Raw genomic sequence first — 19,749 nt, forward strand, 5'->3', positions numbered from 1 at the left:
CAAAATATGCTATGATAAAGTATTCAGAGTACCATAATAGGGTTAAGAGGACCACTAATGAGCGTTGATGCCAGTTACGATTCAAATAATATTAAAGTCCTAAAGGGTTTAGATGCAGTAAGAAAAAGACCAGGGATGTATATTGGTGATACAGATGATGGCACCGGCCTACATCACATGGTTTTTGAAGTTGTTGATAACTCTATAGACGAAGCACTGGCGGGCCATTGCAAAGAGATCTTTGTTACCATCCATACCGATGAGTCAATTACTGTAAAAGATGATGGACGAGGAATCCCCGTCGATATTCATAAAGAAGAAGGACGATCCGCTGCTGAAGTAATTATGACTGTACTTCACGCTGGTGGTAAATTTGATGATAATTCTTATAAAGTATCGGGTGGTTTGCATGGAGTGGGTGTTTCTGTAGTTAATGCCTTATCTGAAGAATTACATTTAACCGTGCGTCGTCATGGTAAAATTCATGAGCAACATTATCGCAATGGAGTTCCAGATGCCCCAATGGCAGAAACAGGTGATGCAACAACGACCGGCACTCAAATTTGGTTTAAACCAAGTGCTGAAACATTCACAAATATTGAATTTCATTACGACATTTTAGCAAAACGGCTTAGAGAATTATCTTATTTAAACTCTGGTGTTTGCATCCATTTATTTGACGAACGAAGCCAAAGACAAGACACCTTCCACTATGAAGGAGGAATAACGGCGTTTGTGGAGCATCTCAATAAAAATAAAAACGTCATTATACCCGCAGTTTTTTCCATGACGGCTGAAAAGGATAACATTGTCGTAGAACTTTCCATGCAGTGGAATGATTCCTATCAAGAAACTCTATATTGCTTTACTAATAATATCCCTCAACGTGATGGTGGAACCCATATGGCTGGGTTTAGGGCCGCATTAACCAGGACTCTAAATAATTACATCGAAAGTGAAGGCTATGCGAAAAAAGCCAAAGTATCACCGACTGGAGATGACGCGCGCGAAGGATTAACAGCGGTTCTTTCTGTTAAAGTACCGGATCCTAAGTTCTCCTCACAAACAAAGGACAAATTAGTTTCTTCAGAAGTAAAATCAGTTGTTGAATCCAGTGTTGCGGAAAAATTCAATGATTACCTCCTTGAAAATCCATCCAGCGCAAAAGCAATTGTCGGCAAAATAATAGATGCCGCACGGGCAAGAGAAGCTGCGCGGCGTGCTCGAGAAATGACGCGTCGTAAAGGGGCATTAGATATTGCCGGGCTGCCTGGAAAACTTGCTGATTGTCAAGAAAAAGACCCAGCATTATCAGAGCTTTATCTAGTTGAGGGAGACTCAGCGGGTGGCTCTGCAAAACAAGGGCGGGATAGAAAATTCCAAGCGATCCTGCCACTCAAAGGAAAGATTTTGAATGTTGAAAAAGCACGCTTTGATAAGATGCTTTCATCACAAGAGGTAGCTACCCTTATTACCGCCTTAGGCTGCGGTATAGGGCCAGATGAATATGATCCAGATAAAGTTCGCTATCATCGTATTATCATCATGACGGACGCCGATGTGGACGGATCACATATCAGAACTTTGTTACTTACCTTCTTTTACAGGCAAACCCGTGAGTTACTGGAGCGTGGTTATATTTATATCGCACAGCCACCTTTATATAAAGTTAAACGTGGAAAACAAGAACAATATGTAAAAGATGACGAGGCATTGTTTGAATATTTGACACAAAGCGCTTTAGATGGAGCTGCATTCTATCCAGGAAAGGATGCTCCTCCAATTACCGCTTTGGCATTAGAAGAGTTAGTACAGCAGTACAGGCGTGTTGAAAAAATTATTAAGCGATATAAAAGAAGATATCCAGGGGATATACTAAAGCGTGTTGCATATTTACCCACATTGCAAAATGAGGATTTTAATCAGCAAGAAAAAATAGCAAATTGGTGTAAACAATTGCATTTAAGCTTGCAACAACTTGGTAGTAAAACAGAGCAGTACCAAGTCGTGGTGCATACCCTGGAGGATACGAATCAATTTATACCGCAAATAATTGTTACGCAGCATGGAATGGAAAATTACATACCCATGAATGCTGAATTCTTCTATTCAAAAGACTATAAAGAATTGGTTAACCTTGGATCCAAATTGGCAAGTCTGGTCGAAGAAGGGGCTTATATTAAACGAGGTGAGAAAGAGTTAGCGGTAGAAAACTTTGAACAAGCCCTAGGCTGGCTCATGGATGAAGCGAAAAAAGGCCAGACCATTCAGCGTTATAAAGGTCTTGGAGAAATGAATCCTGAGCAACTCTGGGAGACAACAATGGATCCAGCTGTTCGCCGTATGCTGCAAGTCAGCATTGAAGATGGTGTTGCTGCTGATGCTATTTTTACTACCTTAATGGGTGATAACGTTGAGCCTAGAAGAGAGTTTATTGAGTCTAATGCCTTAGAGGCAGAGAATATAGATATATAAACTTCGTGCGCGTGATCATCTTATTTTCATGATCACGCGACATTTATCTGAATAACTTCCAAATCTACTGCATTTTAAATAGCGTAATTAATGAATAATTATATTTTCTAAATTAGGCCTGCTGTTTCATCGATTCTCTATTCTCTAACAGGCCTATATTTTTCTTAACTTACTAAAATTGCACGGGCACAACGAATATTCAATGTGTTCGCCTTGCTACTGATTCCTTGAAGACCCATATTAGAGAAATTGAGAAACCATGCATTATTTGCAGGATTAGCACTTGACTCAGTAGAACTCCAATACTGCCCAGATAATCCTGCAGTAAATCCTAAACTAAATAAGTTAAAAATCGTTGAGGCAGTAGCAGAACAACCTGCGCTACCGGTAGCCCCCAGTTCACATATAGAAGGGAGATACCACGCACCAGATGGAACCATTTCAAAAAAACAGCTGCCGGCGGCAAAAGCCATGGGATCAAAACTTGTAATTGCCTGGGTATTACAGAATCCATCAGTAGCGCCGTTACACAGATCAGGAGGACTTGTAGAGGTTTCAGTAATTCCAGGTATGTTCATATTAACTGTGCTCCAAGGGCCTGGGAAATTAAAATCAGTATTTGCGATGACATGAGCAAAGGGGCTCGCTACCGAATAGATTAAGAAACCATTTATAGAAAAAGCTAAGGCCATTGTAGGAGGCGAGATCACATTATCCCCAGTAACGGAGATACCTCCCTGAGGAGCGAAAGGAGTTGGGGCGGTGGAAGCGATGTGAATGATGCATGAGCCGTTTCCTGGAATAACAGGACATGTGCTACTCGTGACATTGGTCCAGAAAGCGGGCAAATTGACCCTGACATTCAAAGCGGGGATACTGGTAAGATTATTCACAGTAATATCAACGCCAACTGAATCATTGGTAGGAATAACTGCATTAGTTGGAGCACTGAGAGTAGTTTGTGACGGAGCACATTGTATGGCCTGCATGTCAAAGAAGGTGGCGTTGGTATTGCTTCCTTTAACCATGACACTGGGAATGAAAAAAACAATTGAGGTGTTGGTAAAAAAGGAAATAGCGCAACTTCTACCGGGCAACAAAGAGGCTGGACAGCTATTGTTTTGCAGGACATAGAGAGAAAAAAAACCATTTGTCGAAGAGGCTTGAATATTGTTTGCAGGAACTCTGGAGTTATTCGTAATGATAACAGTGCCGGGGGTTGGGAGGCATTGAAGTTGGCTTACTTGAATCAAGCAATTTTGCAAAGACTTGGAGCAGATGACGCCATTTTTACCGGTGCTCACGGTTAAATGGGCTTTTTCAACGGTTGTGGTTGATTCGAGTGCCCAGAGAGATTGAATTGGAGCAATAAAAAAAAGAAACAAGTATAATGGTAGTTGCTGTACGCGGCGCATAAAATTTCATCCTTCTAATTAAACTGGGCGCATAGTTCTGCAACCATATTACAGACCCCATCTTTATTGCAAGAGGTTATTGGGATATATCGCAAAGTTTTCCATGAAATGAGGTTCGTTGATCTGTAACTATATGATTAAACAGAAAAATACTAGGGTTTAGCATCCCAAGAAAATCGCCGAGCATCTCAACTGCAGCTCAATACTATTTTTCTTTAGTATGGGTTGGTTTGGGTCAATAAACTGCCTTGAGCAAATGGAATAATTCAGTTGTAACCCAGAGTTGCTATAATCTCTCTTCCCCCACGTAGGAGGGAAGAGAAGCCTTTTTCTTATGGAGAAATAAGATATATTAAGCAGTAAGTGTGCTGCATCCTTGCAGCGAAGTACATTCCATGTACTGGTCCCTTAGTTGACTTCCTGTCAGACAAATCCGTGTCATCCCTTTGACTTACAGTATAGTATTTTAAGGTCAGTTGTCACTGCGCAGATAGAGCAACAAAATGTAAGAAATATCTCAAAGAACAGGGCGCGTTGTCTTCGGTTGTTGTTGCGTAATACAATGAATCCCGCCGCCGCCAGCAAATACATCCAGCGCATCAATTTGGGTAATTTGATAATCAGGATATAATTGCGTGAATAATTCGTAAGCAGCTTTATCTTGTGTTTCATAACCGAAAGCGGGCATGACAATTCCTTTGTTTGCCAAATAAAAGTTGATATAGGACAAGGTTAATCGCTCGCCATTAAGATACGTCGGTGGGGGCTGTTCTACGGTATAAACTTCTAACTTTTGCCCTTTTGCATCAGTTGTTGATTTAAGAATTTCCAGGTTCTCATGTAGCGTAGAATAGTTTGGGTCATTTTTGTCATGCGTAATAAGAGATAAGACTTTTCCTGGTGCAATAAAACAGGCAATTTCATCGATATGACCATCGGTTTCATCACCGAGTAATCCTTTATTTAACCAGATAATTTTTTGACAACCAAGAAATTGATACAGGTAGTGTTCAATCTCTTGTTGATTGAGCTGAGGATTTCGATTCTTATTCAGTAAGCATTCACGAGTAGTTAAAATGGTTCCTTCGCCATCTACATGGAATGAACCTCCTTCCATGACTAAAGGTGCTGAAAAAGATAAAGCCTGAGTTTGCTTTATGATTGCTGCTGCAATTTGGTTATCCAGTGCACAATCTTGATAGTTACCCCCCCAAGCATTGTGAATCCAATCGACACCGGCTAATTGATGTTTCTGATTTAACAAAAAGGTAGGGCCTGTATCTCTTGTCCATGAGTCATTGATGGGAAGAGGAAATAAGGTAACTCGATCGCTACATAAGCTTTGAGCAGATTCTTCATCTCCTGGGTTTACTAACATAGTTACCGGCTCATATTGAGCGATAGCTTGAGCAACTCGTGCATAAGCTGCTCGGGCTTTTTGCAGACCTATTTTAGACCAAGTTTCAAGGTGACAAGGCCATGCCATCCAGCAGCGTTCATGTGGATGCCATTCCGCAGGCATAAAAAATCCACTTTCTTTTGGTGTCATCTTATCTTCTCCGAATATTTTCGTCTAAATAGGTTAATTGCGGGAAAATGCTTCTTAATTCATTTAAATATAAAAGCGTTGTCTCCTTAGGTAATTCTGCATGAATTAATTGTTTCTCATAGGATTGAACTAATTTTTTAGTATCAAAATGAGCAAGATTCAGAACGTTGGTTACTGTATCTCCACTCACCAAATCATTCAGTTCAAACTGTCCATCGTCAAAGAGTTTAACATCCAGTGAATTGGTATCCCCAAATAAATTATGTAGATTACCCAATATTTCCTGATAAGCACCTACCAAGAAAAAGCCCAAAGAATAAGGATTATTACTATCATATGGGGGAAGCATTAACGTGGAGTTAACGCAAGAACTGCCCAGATATTCTTTAATCGTGCCATCTGAATCACAGGTTAAATCTTGCAATACACTGTGCATGGCTGGCGTTTTTGTAAGCTGTGAAATAGGTGCAATTGGAAAAATTTGCCCTATAGCCCAAGCATCAGGAATCGACTGGAAGAACGAGATATTACAAAACACTTTAACTGCCATATCTTCGTTGATTTTTGCTAACAAAGTTTCTTCATTAGGATTATCCACATTGAGCCGCTTTTTAAGCTCCATGCATATATTGGTATAGAATGCTTCTACCTTAGCTTTTTCTTGTAAACTAATAACGCCATGCTTAAATAAAGAATGAGCTTCATTTAACGAATGTTCCGCATAGTTATAGATTTCAGTGGGCGAGCTTGCTGTGATTGAATGATACGTATCATAAATATCACGAATCACATGGGAATCTTCATCGGTAATTTCTGGAAGGGAGGGCGATTTATTAATTATTTCTATATCACTAATATCTGAAATTAAAACAGCGTGATGGGCTGTTAACGCTCTTCCAGATTCCGAAATAATGTTGGGTTCAGGAACATTGGCTTCCTGACAAAGATATTGAATTGCAAGGAGAATATGGGTGGCATATTCATGCAAACTGTAGTTCATGGAGCAGCCATGATTTGAATGAGTTCCTTCATAATCCACGCTGAGCCCACCCCCTACATCAATCGTATCTATGGGGGCATTTAATTTGCGTAACTCGACATAGTAACGAGATACTTCTTGCATGCAATGACGAATATCATGAATATTGGCAATTTGTGAACCCAAGTGACAATGCATGAGTTGCAAGCAATCAAGCATATCATGCGCTTTTAATTGATTGATTAATTCAAGCACCTGTTTTGCTGTAAGGCCAAACTTTGATTTGACGCCGCCAGTATGTTCCCATTTTCCCGCACTTTTAGTGATTAAACGGATACGAACGCCAAGAGAAGGCTTTATTTTCAAGCGAGCAGATTCTTTTAGAATAATATCCAGTTCAGAGATCTTCTCAACAACAATAAAGACCTTATGTCCCATTTGCTGGGCGATTAATGCGGTGCGTATATAATAACTGTCCTTATAGCCATTACAAACAATCGTACTGTTTTGATGATTGCTTAGCATGCCAATTACAGCCATGAGCTCAGGTTTCGAGCCTGCTTCCAGCCCTATAGAGTGATTGGGGGTCTTCAGCAACTCTCTCACTACGCTTTGCTCTTGGTTTACTTTAATGGGGTAAACCAGTTTGTAGTGGCCTGTATATTCATTTTCTTCTATGGCCTGGGTGAATGCCTCGTAAATGCGATGCACGCGGTCATGTAAGATATCAGAACAACGGATTAGAAGGGGTAAATGAAGTCCCGTCCTGCTTGCCGCGTTAACAATCGCTTGCAGTTCAACACCGGGTTTTCCTGGTGCCTTGCTGATTTCGATATTCCCTTCGCGATTAATGCTGAAGTAGCCTTCACCCCAGTTGTTGATGTTATATAAATTTTCTTCAGATGGTGCACTGATGTTCATAATGTCGATAGTTCCAAAGGGATTAACGTGGTTTTACAAGTTCATGGTAGGTTGAAGGCTCTCGCTGTTGTGCAAAAGGAAATAATCTTCCCCATAATGCCCGTTGGCTAAAGTCTAATTCTGCTACTAATACTGCAGGCTTGTCGCGAGGTGCTTGTGCCAAAATTTCACCCATGGGCGTACTAATGAAGCTGCTACCATAAAATTCCAATCCATCTTCACAACCTATTCTATTGGCTGCAATGATAAATGTGTTACTCATGATTCCTTGCGCAACCATAACTTTTTGCCACATCGGTTGCGTATCCACCTCAGGAGCAGTAGGCTCCCCGCCTATTGCTGTAGGATAAACTAAAATTTCTGCTCCTTTTAAACCGTAAACTCGAGACAACTCAGGAAACCACTGATCATAACAGGTAGGTAATCCCCATTTGTGTGTTGCGATTTGATGGACTGGGTAATTGGAGTCTCCGGGTTTAAAATAGAAATTTTCATGGTATTTTTCACCACTGGGAATGTGTTGTTTTCGGGTTACTCCAAGAAGCTCTCCCTTATTACTGTACGCCACAGCAGTATTATAGCCTGCTTTTTCAAACAATGAGGCAGTAATGCATATATTATGAGCCTTTGCCATTTTACTGACAAATTGGGCAGTAGGGCCAGTATGAATATCCTCCATAAATGGAGTCGAATTTACATCTGATCGAGTACAAAAATAAGGGCTTAGCGTCAGCTCTTGCAAACAAACTACAGATGCTCCCTGTTGTGCTGCAGCATGAATTCCAGAGGCTAGCTTATCTTGATGTTCTTTGGGGTTTTCGTGCCATTTTTCTTGTACCAATGCGACAGTCAGTTTTTCTTGCGTCATTAATTTACCTCTCTTGAAATTAAGGGTCAAAAAAAAGCGCCCTTACTTTGTAAGGGCAGATGTATTTAAAGCTGAGTGCTGGGGAATGAACCACTGAGTGTGCTTTCATCATATTCTTCCTCTTTATTACATAGGGCAAGCTCTTTTTCATCAGCATCATTGGTTAGTGATATACTCAACGGTGGTGTTGGTGATCTGCTATTAAAATAACCATGCGGATTTGTGGCTTGAAACCCTGTTTTCTTTTGTTCAGAGCTTTCTTTTGCACTCAGTGAATCAGCAATAAGCTTGAACGGATTTGTTTCATCAAATACTTCAGTATGCAACAACTCTAAGTGCCGCTTGACGGATGCTCGTGCGCTTTCAGATTCGATGACACATAATTTTTCGCCGATTGTTTCTTCATGACCTTTTAATAAGGCACGAAACATATTAATGAACATCTTGCAGGTATCTTTGCTGTAATCACGACTTGTAAAAAATTTCTCTGGATTGTCTCCTAATAACAATTTTTCTATATTCCGACGCAGCATAAATGCGATTTGAATTTTTTCTGCAAGAATATGCTTGGGGAATGTAGTGCTTATGTTATGAGCTAATTGACTGCGATCCTGTTCTGGTGCGCACAAGGCTAAGCGTTCTGCAATCGCTGGTTCATTACTTTCCAATACGAGCTTGGCTAGAGTGCTAAAACGATGGAAAGGAGCAGGATTAAATTCCTTTCCTAAAAATAAAGCATGTGGTGCTTTATTTCGAGAATCAAGCAATGAATGGATACGCTGCCTGACTTGGTATGCTTCAGAAAGTACAGAGTGGAAGGTATCCTCGTTTTTAGTTAGATTTCCTAACGCTCTAATATGATGAGCATATTGTTTGAATTTTGCTTCAGGACAGGCAGCAATTATCTTAGTAGCAAGTGCGACTTGTTCTTTTTCGCTTAATGTATTGAACATCTCAGCATTCCTTGCCAATGCATCACCATCGCTGAGTTGCTCATAGGGATTTTCTAGCGCAATTATTTCAATACGAGTAAATGCCATTTAATCCTCCTTAAATAAAGATGAGAAAGTGTAATGAACAATTAGGGTCTGGTTCCATTTCTGATTTTCTGTGTTCCGATGCTCACATACGGGATGTATGCTGCACGTCGGGTCCTCGAAAAACAGGCCATTTTGGCTCAAACTAGCGAAATGTAAACAGCCCCTATACAAAGGAGTTACTCCAACAAAAAATAAATGTTATCTCCTTTGCTCTCTTCCGGCGTTAACACTACCGAAATTCCTTTTTACTGACATTAGAGTTAAATTTGCAAACTATAGTAACGGATTAAAACCGATCTGTCATGAAATTAATCTAAAGTTTTATGAAAAAATGTCGAATAAGTGATCAGATGCATGTTTTGCCTTTAAAAAATACAATAACAACAAGGAGTGGGCAATGTCTAAAACTCATTTATTACAAGACCCCTTTTTAAATGAACTACGCAAAGAAAAGGTGCCTGTATCCATTTTTTTGGTAAATGGAATCAAATTACATGGAATTGTGGATTCTTTTGATCAATATGTGGTCATGCTGAAGAATTCGATTACTCAAATGGTTTATAAGCATGCAATTTCTACAGTTGTTCCTTCACGCGCAATAAAAATGCCAGTTGAAGATGAAACTGGTGGAAGCGAAGGAACTGTGGCAGACTAGAAAAATTTGAGTATCCCATTGTAGGTTGAGCCTAAGGCTCAACCTGAATTCCAGGCAATGAGAGAGGTTTCATATGAAAGCGCTCATCTGAAAATTTCTATGTCTCTCAGGGGAATGCTTTTGCTTTTACTCAGCCCAGGATTCAGTTTTTTCGGAGAATAGGTTCGTGTTTGAACGTCCTCAAGGTGGTGAGCGAGCGGTATTAGTGCAACTAGCACTACCGGGAGTTGATGCAGATAAAGCATTGCAGGAATTTGAAGAATTAGCTCTTTCAGCAAAAGCGGAAATATTGGATTGTGTTTTAGGCACACGCGCAACTCCCGATGCCAAATATTATATTGGTAAAGGTAAGGCGGAAGAGATTGCACAGTTGGTAAAAGCGCTTGATGCAGAGTTGGTTCTGGTCAACCATGAATTGTCCCCATCTCAGGAACGAAATTTGGAGCGTTTATTTGAATGCCGTGTAGTAGATAGAAGTGGCTTGATTCTCGATATTTTTGCTCAGCGTGCACGAACCTTCGAAGGTAAATTGCAAGTCGAGTTAGCTCAATTACAACATTTATCAACGCGCCTGATACGTGGTTGGACTCATTTGGAACGACAAAAAGGGGGTATAGGATTACGAGGCCCTGGTGAAACGCAATTAGAAACAGACCGTCGTTTATTGCGAGAACGCATCAAATACATTAATAAACGTTTGGAAAAAGTACGTAGTAGTCGTGATCAAAACCGGCAGGCCAGACGAAAAGCTTCTTTGCTTACTGTGTCTTTAGTGGGCTATACCAATGCAGGTAAATCCACTTTGTTCAATGCATTAACAGGGGAAAATATTTATGTGGCAGATCAGTTGTTTGCTACTTTGGATCCCACCATGCGCCAGCTCAACTTACCTGGATCCGCTTCGGTGATTTTAACTGATACAGTAGGTTTTATTCGCGATTTACCGCATCAATTGGTAGAGGCATTCCGCGCTACTCTGGAAGAGACACAGCAGGCTGATTTATTATTGCATGTAATTGATATTTCTGACGCGAATTGGCGAGACAATGTTTTTTCAGTGCAACATGTTTTAGATGAGTTGGGAGTGCATGATATCCCTATGATACTGGTATTCAATAAAATTGATTTAAAAGAGGGATGGAAGGCCAAAATTGATTATCAGGAAGAGAACTGCAAAGTCTGGATTTCTGCCGCAGCAAATTTAGGGTTGGATTTGCTTAAAGAAGCAATCAGTACCCAATTGCATGGAGCAGTACTTATTGAAAATGTAGTACTTAAAGCAACCCAAGCGAAATTACGCGCACAACTCTATGAACTGGGTTCTGTTTTAAGTGAGTCATATAATGAAAATGGTGACTGGATGCTGAAGATTCGGATTACTCAAGCACAAAAACAACGTTTGTTTGCGAGGGAGCATTCCTGATATGGGAGGGCAAATTTCGGTTACCCTCCACTTTGAACTCTCGGTTTCTATAATTTAGGACTTTTCTATCTCCATATCCAAGGTTTTAAGATCCTGGCCGCCATAAAGGGTATTAACCAGCTCTCCTTTGGGATTAATAACGAAGGTAACCGGAACGCCAATGATATCGCCTAATCCCAATGCAAGCGCTGGATCTGTAACAAGCGAGGGATACTGAATATTGAATTTTTGAATGAGTCTTTTTTGCTTATGTATCGGTAGCCCATCATAATTTACTGCAAATAATACAACAGGATCTTTTTCGTGTTTTTGATAAAATCGGTTCAGTTCAGGAATTTCCTCAATACAGGTTTTGCACCAGCCCGCCCAGTAATTAATAAGCACCCATTTCCCTTTCAAAGAGGCAAAAGAAATGGTCTTGCCTTGAGTGTCCTTAAGCAGAACATCCGCCTGGCTTAGGGGTGCGGTAGCCATTAAAATCAACAGGACCAATAAGGTTTTTATTTTCGTCATAATTATCTCATCCAATATTTGGAAACTACTTCATTAGACTTCCAGAACCCCTTGGCCGAGAGTAAGAATTGCTTTGCCAAGGTGCTCAAATCTTTATGTGCTGCGTGTACACTCCGGTTCGCTCCGTATCTTCTCGCGCTTTTTCACTGAAGCGGGTTTCTGAAGAAGTCTATTCTATTGTAAGTACTATATCAAAAAACGCTCCTAAAATCGCTTGGATTTAATGAATTAGGTCAGCATTGTAGACCATTGGCAAATGAATTAGGTATGATGGCTGTATTTCAAAAAAAGAAACGCTCCAATGGCAAAACTTTATTTCTATTTTGCAGCAATGAATGCCGGGAAAAGTACGGTCCTCTTGCAATCAAGTTATAATTATCGTGAACGCGGCATGGATACTTTGTTGTTTACACCGGCAATCGATAATCGTTATCAGCATGGGGCTATTCATTCGCGTATTGGTTTATCCGAATCCGCGTTGATTTTTAATCCTGAAGACGATCTGTACAAGCAGGTTCTGATACAAGAGAAAAAATTCGCTTGTGTTTTGGTTGATGAAGCTCAATTTTTAACACGGGCACAAGTTCATCAATTAACGGAAATTACGGATCAATTGGGTATTCCTGTGCTCGCATATGGATTACGTACTGATTTCCGTGGTGAGTTATTTGAGGGAAGTCAATATCTTTTGGCTTGGGCGGATGAATTAGTTGAGCTTAAAACCATCTGCCACTGCGGCCGTAAAGCGACGATGATCTTACGATTAAACGCCCAGGGTGAAGTGATCACTGAAGGGAGCAAGTCGTCATTGGCGGTAATAATATGTATTCATCAACGTGCCGCAAACACTTTAAGCGTCGAGAACCGGGCAGTACGCTCGCGATCAAAGAACGGGCAGCAGGAGATTTAATTTGATCTGGGGCAGATTGATACTCCTTAGCTTGAGTTCTACTTGCAAAGGAGATCACCTAATCCATAGCCTGTAGTCTCAATGTAACGTTTTCTTAACTCCAACTTACTGGAAACTAAGAGAATAAATTTTGTTTCATGATGAAGATAAAGTCTGAGTATGCTCATCGATAACTTCTGTAACTTGCTCTTTTTTAGGACAGTCCCTAATTACCGATATTGCATACTCAACAAGCTCCTCACCAGTTACACCTTTCGGAACACCTTTCAATGCAATCGTTTCGTCAGTTGCCTTAAATAAATCCAGCGTAGCCATATATTTGGCAGAGCTCATTAGATAAGACGCATCGTGCAGGGTTAAAATTCTACTGTCTTTGTCAATAAGCCCAAATCCTCTTGCTCGCTCATTCATTTTGGCAAGGTATTTCTCATACAGGGCCCCTTGTCCAGTAATGGTTGAGAAAACTTCTAGCGACATGATTCTTTTACGAAAGTTTGGATTAACAAAGGTAGTCGTTTCTACGTCATCTGCTTTTGCAAAGCCACTCCAAATACGCCCAGCGGCCTGCACAATCATCATACTATGAACATCTAAGTCAAATAATGGGCGCCAGTCATCATCTTCTGTTGCTCCCAAGATTGCTGTTGTTTCATTATTTCCATCAGCAAGATCAAAAATATTCTCAAGCCGTGTACGGTTGCCCATTTCTACCTCTGCCGCGAGAACTGTTTGGAAATGTTCAAATTGTTCAATATCAATATGTCGTGCTGTTTGCGGACGAATATATACGGGGGGTAAACACATCGATGCGATAGTTCCCTTCGCTTGAATCAGCTGAAATCCTATGGTGTATTCTTTAACTGTGTGTGGATCAGGTGAGGTTGAAAGCAAAAAGCAACTTTTAGTTGGGTCGAATATAAACTCAGCAACATTTAAACCCTTAGGTCTTTTTTGGTATTTCCCTGCACCAAGTCTTCCATCTTGTGCAATATTTTCTGCCTCTTTTAAACCTGCCATTCCGCGATGAACCATGTCTGGATCTTTTGGCAAGGAATGAAGCATATCTTTATAACTTACTTTTACCTTTGCAGCAGGAGGAGGCTTAAGATGTTCAGAATGTGTTATTCTAGGAAGATCTCGGCTGAACCAGCCTTTATCAGGGTAAAGATGTTGTAAAACCGCCCGACGGCATGGACTCATGCTTGAAACTCGCCTTAAGTGTCTCATAATATGGGATCTCCCGATTATTTTTAAACAAAAACTATTATTTTTGTCTCTTTTGCCTATTTTATAAGCATAGATTAAAAAAATTTATTGTTCAAAAAATGAATATGGGATCTCTCATAGCTGTATCATCGAAGACAAACAGATGCATTGTGACTCGCACTGTATTTATCAGGAAAAACAATCGAGTGGATCAGTTATTAAATCCTTATCCATTACAAAAATTTGCAATTAAAATGGAATAATCCCGATTAATTATTTTTAAATACCAGGGTAACCAAAACAGTTCCTCAGCCTTCCATTTGTTGAAGGCCAAGAAAAGGATTGAGTCGCTAAAGTTTATATCTTTGGTTCATTGAAAGGTGAGGGGGTTTCTATAATTGCTTTTGCAGGATTTGATTCAATTAAAAAAGCTACAAACTTCACAAGCTCCTCAGTAGTACGAATATTTTTGGGGACACTTTGCAATACCATGGTTTCGCCAAGTGCTTGGTATTTTTCTAAAAGCTCCTGATATTCAGGGGAGTTCATCAGATCAGAAGCATCACGCAAGGTTAACATTCTATTGTCTGAGTCTATAAGTCCTAAGCCTTTTGCGCGATCATTCATTTTGGCAAAATATTTGTCATACATCGCCCCTGAACCTAAGGCTGTTGAGAAAATTTCTATTGCCATTATTCTTTTACGAAAATGCGGATTAACAATTGTTACCGTATCTATTGTATCCGCCTTAGTAAATCCACTCATAATTTTCCCAGCACCGCGCACCAGCACCATACTATGGAGATCCAGATGAAATTTCGGACGCCAATCATCTTTTTGGGTCTCCCCCAAGATTGCCGTTGTTTCATTATTTCCTTCGGCAAGTCGAAGAATATCCTCAGATTGGGTACGATTACCATGTTCTACCTGGAATTCGAGAACTTTTTGATAATGTCTAAACATGTCTTCGTCGACATGTCGTGCAGTTTGCGGACGAATATATACTGAAGGTAAACACATTGAGGTAATGGCTCCTTTCGCCGTGATGAGCTGAAACCCTATCATGTACTCTTTCACTGTGTGTGGATCCGGTGACGTTGAAAGAAACATACAACACTTAGGATCATGTATAAATTGCGCGATATCTAAATGATAAGGTCTTTTAGTATATTTTCCCGCCCCAAACTTTCCATGCGTCGCAATACTTTCTACTTCTTTCAAGCCTGCCATTCCACGATGCACCATATCTTTCTCACTGGGCAAACTGCTCAGCATCGAAGTAAAGCTTACCGTTGCTTTTTTAACGGGTATATGCACAGTCTTCTCAAGTTCCATGGTACGACGTGATGTGCCGCTGAACATTGTTCCTAAACCACCAGGGTTTGTATTGTTTAAAACTGTAGTGCTTAATGGACTTAATGAACTAGGTTTGACTTTACTCCACATAATTTGGACCTCCAGAAGATTTTTGGGCAGGTGTAATTATTTTTAATTACAGTGATTATTTTTTAAGCATAGCACAGACGGGGGGTTGTTCAAAAGAATGAGCAGTTTGTTTTATATGTTCTCGAATATAAATTAGAGGTAGGGAGCTTCGTCATCTTAGGCCCACAATAAAGAAGGCTCGATGTTGATGATATTTTATTGGATGTTTTGGAAGGGATTGTGTATTAATACTCAATAATGACTGGTTTTTATTTAGGCTTAAATTTAACATCTGTATCCGATGACGGATTTTGGACTATGCTATATAGCAATGAATGATGGAAATTAATATAGCTAACATGGAGTGTATTCATGAGCGAAATTAAAGTAGAGCGACTAATCAAAGGTATCCTGGTCCGTGAAGGTGGCGGTGTAAAATTACATCGCTACATTGGTATTGAGAGAAGCAATGATTTCGAACCTCTTCTTTTACTCGATTATTTCAATAGTGCTGATCCTTTAGATTATATGGCTGGTTTTCCTCCGCATCCACACCGTGGTTTCGAGACAATTACTTATTTGCTTGATGGCAGTATTACTCATGAAGACAATAAAGGGCATAAAGGAGTTATTGGTGCAGGAGATGTGCAATGGATGACTGCTGGCAAGGGAATTATTCACTCAGAAATGCCTTCTCCTAATGGCAGATTACATGGGTTGCAGTTGTGGTTGAATTTGCCTGCGCTAGAGAAAATGCGTGCGCCACGTTATCAAGAAATGCAAAGCGATCAATTGCCCGTGGAGACCAATGACACCGGTGCTCAAATAAAGGTTATTGCGGGTAAGACAGATAAAGGAACACATTCGCCAATTTCAGGCATTGCTACACAACCTTTGTTATTCGATATTATTTTGCCCCCTGGCGCAAGCATGCAACAACATATCCCTAATGATTACCAAGCGATTCTGCTTGTGATTTCCGGAACCGTTCGTATAGGCGAGCAATTAGTGCAACACGATACTTTGGCAAAGCTTGGAAGCGGGGATGTTTTATTTTTGAAAGGTGAGGCAGCAAGCCAATGCATTATGATTGCAGCTGCCAGACTTCATGAACCGATTACCCGTCATGGGCCATTTGTAATGAATACTCAAGAGGAAATAATACAGGCGCTGGATGATTTTCGTAGCGGTAGACTCTAATTTTCAAATACAACCTATTTAAGGATTTTACTAAGTCTGTTTCCATTTCGCTGGTTGAGTCAAATGGCCAGATTTTCGGGCACGAAAGAGCAGCATAAACGCAGTATTTGGGCATTGGAGCACAGCTTTGCCAAGAGAGTAGAAATGGAAACAGACTCTAAATTTGTCTAAAATTGGATTATTAGGAGTCAAATAAGTGAGTGAATGGGAGTAAAACTTGTGCACCCACGGAAAGAGCAGTCTGCCAAAGAGATCTATAGGATTGTAGATCAATACTGTGAGGAAAATTTACACAGTAAGTACGGCTCAAGTTCAGCAATACCTCTGGTTTTGGGTATTTCAGATACTGATGCGCAGAAATTGATTCATAAAATTCTGATTGCTTTGCCTGATTGTTTCTTTTATTTGGCAAAACCAGAGCGTATTAGTGAGATGGTAGGTTTTATTGCGCAACGGTATTTGCTTTTTCAAGTACAAGAAAACATTAATGATGAGTTATTTCCTAGCTTGCTTATTAACTTTGTCAACAATTTAGTCGAAGAAATTATGCTTCGGTATTACTCATACGCATGAGCAGGTGATTTATGACTAAAGAAGAGATAATTCAGGGAACAGGGCTTAGCCGCGCAGATCTGGACGCAGTATTTTTGTTGGAACGGGCTATCCAAACGGATAAACACGATCCAGGTATTGAGTTAACCGCTGAAGAAAAAAAGGAAGTAATCGCTTTTTTAGAAAAGTCGATAAGTAATCTGGAATTAAACAAACAACTTCTCGAGTTAGGGAAGCTGGAGCAGAGCGATACCGGAATTAGTTTTGCTGTGATGAGTATGCTAAGAAATATAACTTTTAAATCAAGGCATTGGCATGAAATTCGATCTGATGATCAGAAATTAACACTCTCTAAATTAGGTGCTCTATCTGATTTAGCTTCTCTTGCACGTGATTTGGCTGTACTTGAGCAATCGGGTTTAATAATTGAATCTTCCCCTTTAGCGGAACTGTATTCTGATGCCCAAAAAGCGTTAAAAGATGGTTTCTCCAAAGGTGTTGATATTTCTTCCCAGGCTATGGTTTTTGAGATTAAAGCAAAAGGTGCTCCCATGTTACTCCATCCAAATTATGAAAAAGATGAGTTCGTCTTGTCTGAATTTCTCTATAGCGAGGAATATAGGATAAAGCTGGATAAGTTAATTGGAGGTGATGAACTAAAAGAATTTCTAAAAAAACATTTAGGTGATGACTGGTTACCGCAATTGGAAAATAAATTTGGGATAATTCAACGCGAAATCCATGATGCACAACTCATAGGTCCTATTTATCATGGGCTCATTCATCGGGATACATCAGCCCAAGAAGATTTTCGTGCGGAAGATAAAAGTCCAGTAACGCTTATTTGTTCTCCATTTGTAGGGATTTGTACTATGGCTGCTATTAAAGAATTAAATGAGCAACTGATACACGAATTGCGAAATAAGGGTGTTGAGGATATCCCTTCTCCTTTGCTGCAATTACCTGTTAGTGAAAAATTGGAGGCATTATCTCCTTCCCAATTTATTGATGTTTTGAACAAAAAGGGTGCTTTAGAGCGATTACCCGGACAGGCAACAATAATGATGAAAGAGCGTTTGAGTGGTGCCAAAAACGAAGGCGAAAATGAGCGTCCTTTAAATCAACCCAAAAATTGAAAAACCTTTTTCTCCCTCTCCCTATTGTGGGAGAAGGACGGAGAGGCTTGAGCGAGTTTACTTAAGCCACTCGGTCAGTAATGATTCCATTGTTTTTCGTGCCGCTCTCAAAGCGTCGGAATCAAGTGACGAAGGACTATGTAAATCGTCACAATGAGCTGCCCCTTGAATCAATTGATACGTTAATCTGGGGTTAATCGCGTTCCCATTTTTTTCTGCCAAAGAAAGGGCAGACCAGGGATCGTTTTCTCCATTAGTGAAATAAATATTGGATGCCAGGATGTCCATTAAAGGAAAGTATAAGGTATTATTGAGTTCTTCTATATTGGCGGGTTGCATTAGACCAAACAAGCGCTGGCAGATATTATGGTGGTAATCCAGATTTATTAATGAAGAGCGAGTAGAAAGCGCGGAATTGGGATGGGCATTTTGCCAATAACCGTATTCTTTGCATGATTGATAGTACCACTGGCGCATTCCTAAACCGTCTTTATAATCGCCGGGATTTTCGCTCATAGCGCCCTGGGCTGTCATATCTACTGCTTTAACCTGCATGTCTTGATATAATTTTTTAGCAAATTCAGCATACCCTTGGAGTGGTGTTGGGCTTGCAGATAAACTGGTGCAAAAGGTGTCACGCATTCCGTATTGCACTGCTGCAGCGCCGGTATCAGCAATCAAGTATAAAAAATCAACTGGATCAGCAACTGCAGATGCATCAAACAATGATTTCATTTGAGTCAGCTTCGCAGGATTGCTCAAGCTGGCTTCCACTTCGCTGACTACCTCTCGCATTTGACTGGCGCATTGTAAGCCGGCAACCTGGGTGACATGTGCATCGTACTCAACAAAATCTTCTTTAGCCATTACAGGTGCTGATGAAGCTAGGGCACCGACAACCAAATAAGGAAATTTTAAACGGTAATAAGCCGACAAAGAGCCTGGATAAGAACCGCCAAAAGCAACCCATTTTCCGGTCCAGTTTTTTTCATTTTTTAAATGACGTTGGAAATAAGCCAAATCATCTAAAGCAGCTTCTGTAGTTAAGAAACGTAAGTCTTTAGTTGACAATGAATTGAAAGGTAAACTTTCACCATAATATCGATGTTCTAGGGCCACGAGCTTGGCATGAAATTTTTGTGCGTAATTTCTGATTGCGCCATTTAGTGCGCGCTTGGTGCAGGTGGCTTCGCCGCAAATATAGAAAAATACCGGTGAATCCTCTTTAGGGCCATAGTTTTCATCAATATAGTAACGTTGGGAAAAAGTTCCCGTAGCCGGATCATTATGGTCGATCAATTGTTTAAAATACGCGAGTTGAATTGTTTTTTCAGCAATTAAAGGGATTTTTTCTTCTTGCTTTTTTTGCAAGTAACGCTCCACAATTCCAGCATGAGTTGCAGAAAAAGTAGCGCAAAAGCCCAGAGAAAGTATCATCCATTTTTTAATATGCATCATATTTATTATCCTTAACTCAAATAA

15 protein-coding genes and 1 pseudogene are annotated in these 19,749 nt (G+C 40.2%); 7 read left to right on the forward strand and 9 right to left on the reverse strand.

The window, feature by feature from the left end; translation table 11 throughout:
- Positions 1-57 precede the first annotated feature (57 nt).
- Complete coding sequence (gene gyrB, locus LXO92_RS02425; protein ID WP_232890340.1) at positions 58-2,475, forward strand: DNA topoisomerase (ATP-hydrolyzing) subunit B; 2,418 nt, start codon at positions 58-60, stop codon at positions 2,473-2,475.
- Positions 2,476-2,639: 164 nt separating this feature from the next.
- On the opposite strand, the gene LXO92_RS02430 is transcribed toward gyrB, so the two are convergent.
- The 5 genes from LXO92_RS02430 to LXO92_RS02450 form a co-directional block, all read right to left on the reverse strand.
- Positions 2,640-3,890, reverse strand: a complete 1,251-nt coding sequence (locus tag LXO92_RS02430) for an Lcl C-terminal domain-containing protein (RefSeq protein WP_182351169.1) — start codon at positions 3,888-3,890, stop codon at positions 2,640-2,642.
- A gap of 517 nt (positions 3,891-4,407) precedes the next feature.
- Positions 4,408-5,439 carry an agmatine deiminase family protein gene (locus LXO92_RS02435; RefSeq protein WP_182351170.1) on the reverse strand — a complete coding sequence of 344 codons (1,032 nt, stop codon included), beginning with the start codon at positions 5,437-5,439 and terminating at the stop codon, positions 4,408-4,410.
- Position 5,440: 1 nt separating this feature from the next.
- Positions 5,441-7,339 (reverse strand): biosynthetic arginine decarboxylase, encoded by a 1,899-nt coding sequence (speA, locus tag LXO92_RS02440; protein WP_182351171.1) that lies wholly within the window; start codon positions 7,337-7,339, stop codon positions 5,441-5,443.
- A gap of 22 nt (positions 7,340-7,361) precedes the next feature.
- Positions 7,362-8,207: a carbon-nitrogen hydrolase gene (locus LXO92_RS02445; protein ID WP_182351172.1), complete on the reverse strand. Its 846-nt coding sequence runs from the start codon at positions 8,205-8,207 to the stop codon at positions 7,362-7,364.
- A gap of 65 nt (positions 8,208-8,272) precedes the next feature.
- On the reverse strand, positions 8,273-9,247 hold the full coding sequence (locus tag LXO92_RS02450) for a lpg0008 family Dot/Icm T4SS effector (RefSeq protein ID WP_182351173.1): 975 nt from the start codon (positions 9,245-9,247) through the stop codon (positions 8,273-8,275).
- A 397-nt stretch (positions 9,248-9,644) separates the two neighbouring features.
- Between LXO92_RS02450 and hfq the strand changes: the two genes are divergently transcribed.
- Positions 9,645-9,902, forward strand: coding sequence for an RNA chaperone Hfq (hfq, locus tag LXO92_RS02455; RefSeq protein ID WP_058459568.1), 258 nt, complete (start codon positions 9,645-9,647; stop codon positions 9,900-9,902).
- Positions 9,903-10,068: 166 nt separating this feature from the next.
- Positions 10,069-11,325: a ribosome rescue GTPase HflX gene (hflX, locus tag LXO92_RS02460; protein ID WP_182351174.1), complete on the forward strand. Its 1,257-nt coding sequence runs from the start codon at positions 10,069-10,071 to the stop codon at positions 11,323-11,325.
- Between the two features lie 54 nt (positions 11,326-11,379).
- Here the strand turns inward: hflX and LXO92_RS02465 are convergent, their stop codons facing one another.
- Complete coding sequence (locus LXO92_RS02465) at positions 11,380-11,841, reverse strand: TlpA disulfide reductase family protein (RefSeq protein ID WP_182352705.1); 462 nt, start codon at positions 11,839-11,841, stop codon at positions 11,380-11,382.
- Between the two features lie 298 nt (positions 11,842-12,139).
- On the opposite strand from LXO92_RS02465, the pseudogene LXO92_RS02470 reads away from it, so the two are divergent.
- A pseudogene (locus LXO92_RS02470) lies at positions 12,140-12,753 on the forward strand (thymidine kinase).
- 130 nt (positions 12,754-12,883) lie between these two features.
- Here the strand turns inward: LXO92_RS02470 and LXO92_RS02475 are convergent.
- Positions 12,884-13,975, reverse strand: a complete 1,092-nt coding sequence (locus LXO92_RS02475; protein ID WP_182351176.1) for a hypothetical protein — start codon at positions 13,973-13,975, stop codon at positions 12,884-12,886.
- 336 nt (positions 13,976-14,311) lie between these two features.
- Entirely contained in the window at positions 14,312-15,400 is a 1,089-nt protein-coding gene (locus LXO92_RS02480; RefSeq protein WP_232890341.1) for a hypothetical protein, read from the reverse strand.
- 351 nt (positions 15,401-15,751) lie between these two features.
- Between LXO92_RS02480 and LXO92_RS02485 the strand changes: the two genes are divergently transcribed.
- The 3 genes from LXO92_RS02485 (at position 15,752) to LXO92_RS02495 (ending at position 18,267) form a co-directional block, all read left to right on the forward strand.
- Positions 15,752-16,579, forward strand: a complete 828-nt coding sequence (locus LXO92_RS02485; protein WP_182351178.1) for a pirin family protein — start codon at positions 15,752-15,754, stop codon at positions 16,577-16,579.
- 219 nt (positions 16,580-16,798) lie between these two features.
- Positions 16,799-17,152 carry a hypothetical protein gene (locus LXO92_RS02490; RefSeq protein WP_182351179.1) on the forward strand — a complete coding sequence of 118 codons (354 nt, stop codon included), beginning with the start codon at positions 16,799-16,801 and terminating at the stop codon, positions 17,150-17,152.
- A gap of 11 nt (positions 17,153-17,163) precedes the next feature.
- Complete coding sequence (locus tag LXO92_RS02495; RefSeq protein ID WP_182351180.1) at positions 17,164-18,267, forward strand: hypothetical protein; 1,104 nt, start codon at positions 17,164-17,166, stop codon at positions 18,265-18,267.
- 57 nt (positions 18,268-18,324) lie between these two features.
- On the opposite strand, the gene LXO92_RS02500 is transcribed toward LXO92_RS02495, so the two are convergent.
- Positions 18,325-19,725 carry a S28 family serine protease gene (locus LXO92_RS02500; protein ID WP_232890342.1) on the reverse strand — a complete coding sequence of 467 codons (1,401 nt, stop codon included), beginning with the start codon at positions 19,723-19,725 and terminating at the stop codon, positions 18,325-18,327.
- Positions 19,726-19,749 lie beyond the last annotated feature (24 nt).

Source organism: Legionella resiliens (assembly GCF_021344005.1).
Lineage (GTDB): Bacteria > Pseudomonadota > Gammaproteobacteria > Legionellales > Legionellaceae > Legionella > Legionella resiliens.

Bases quoted from the DNA above. Each gene is read 5' to 3' on its own strand.
- gyrB (WP_232890340.1), top strand. From the start codon at position 58: ATGAGCGTTGATGCCAGTTACGATTCAAATAATATTAAAGTCCTAAAG.
- LXO92_RS02430 (WP_182351169.1), bottom strand. From the start codon at position 3,890: ATGCGCCGCGTACAGCAACTACCATTATACTTGTTTCTTTTTTTTATT.
- LXO92_RS02435 (WP_182351170.1), bottom strand. From the start codon at position 5,439: ATGACACCAAAAGAAAGTGGATTTTTTATGCCTGCGGAATGGCATCCA.
- speA (WP_182351171.1), bottom strand. From the start codon at position 7,339: ATGAACATCAGTGCACCATCTGAAGAAAATTTATATAACATCAACAAC.
- LXO92_RS02445 (WP_182351172.1), bottom strand. From the start codon at position 8,207: ATGACGCAAGAAAAACTGACTGTCGCATTGGTACAAGAAAAATGGCAC.
- LXO92_RS02450 (WP_182351173.1), bottom strand. From the start codon at position 9,247: ATGGCATTTACTCGTATTGAAATAATTGCGCTAGAAAATCCCTATGAG.
- hfq (WP_058459568.1), top strand. From the start codon at position 9,645: ATGTCTAAAACTCATTTATTACAAGACCCCTTTTTAAATGAACTACGC.
- LXO92_RS02475 (WP_182351176.1), bottom strand. From the start codon at position 13,975: ATGAGACACTTAAGGCGAGTTTCAAGCATGAGTCCATGCCGTCGGGCG.
- LXO92_RS02480 (WP_232890341.1), bottom strand. From the start codon at position 15,400: ATGTGGAGTAAAGTCAAACCTAGTTCATTAAGTCCATTAAGCACTACA.
- LXO92_RS02485 (WP_182351178.1), top strand. From the start codon at position 15,752: ATGAGCGAAATTAAAGTAGAGCGACTAATCAAAGGTATCCTGGTCCGT.
- LXO92_RS02495 (WP_182351180.1), top strand. From the start codon at position 17,164: ATGACTAAAGAAGAGATAATTCAGGGAACAGGGCTTAGCCGCGCAGAT.
- LXO92_RS02500 (WP_232890342.1), bottom strand. From the start codon at position 19,725: ATGATGCATATTAAAAAATGGATGATACTTTCTCTGGGCTTTTGCGCT.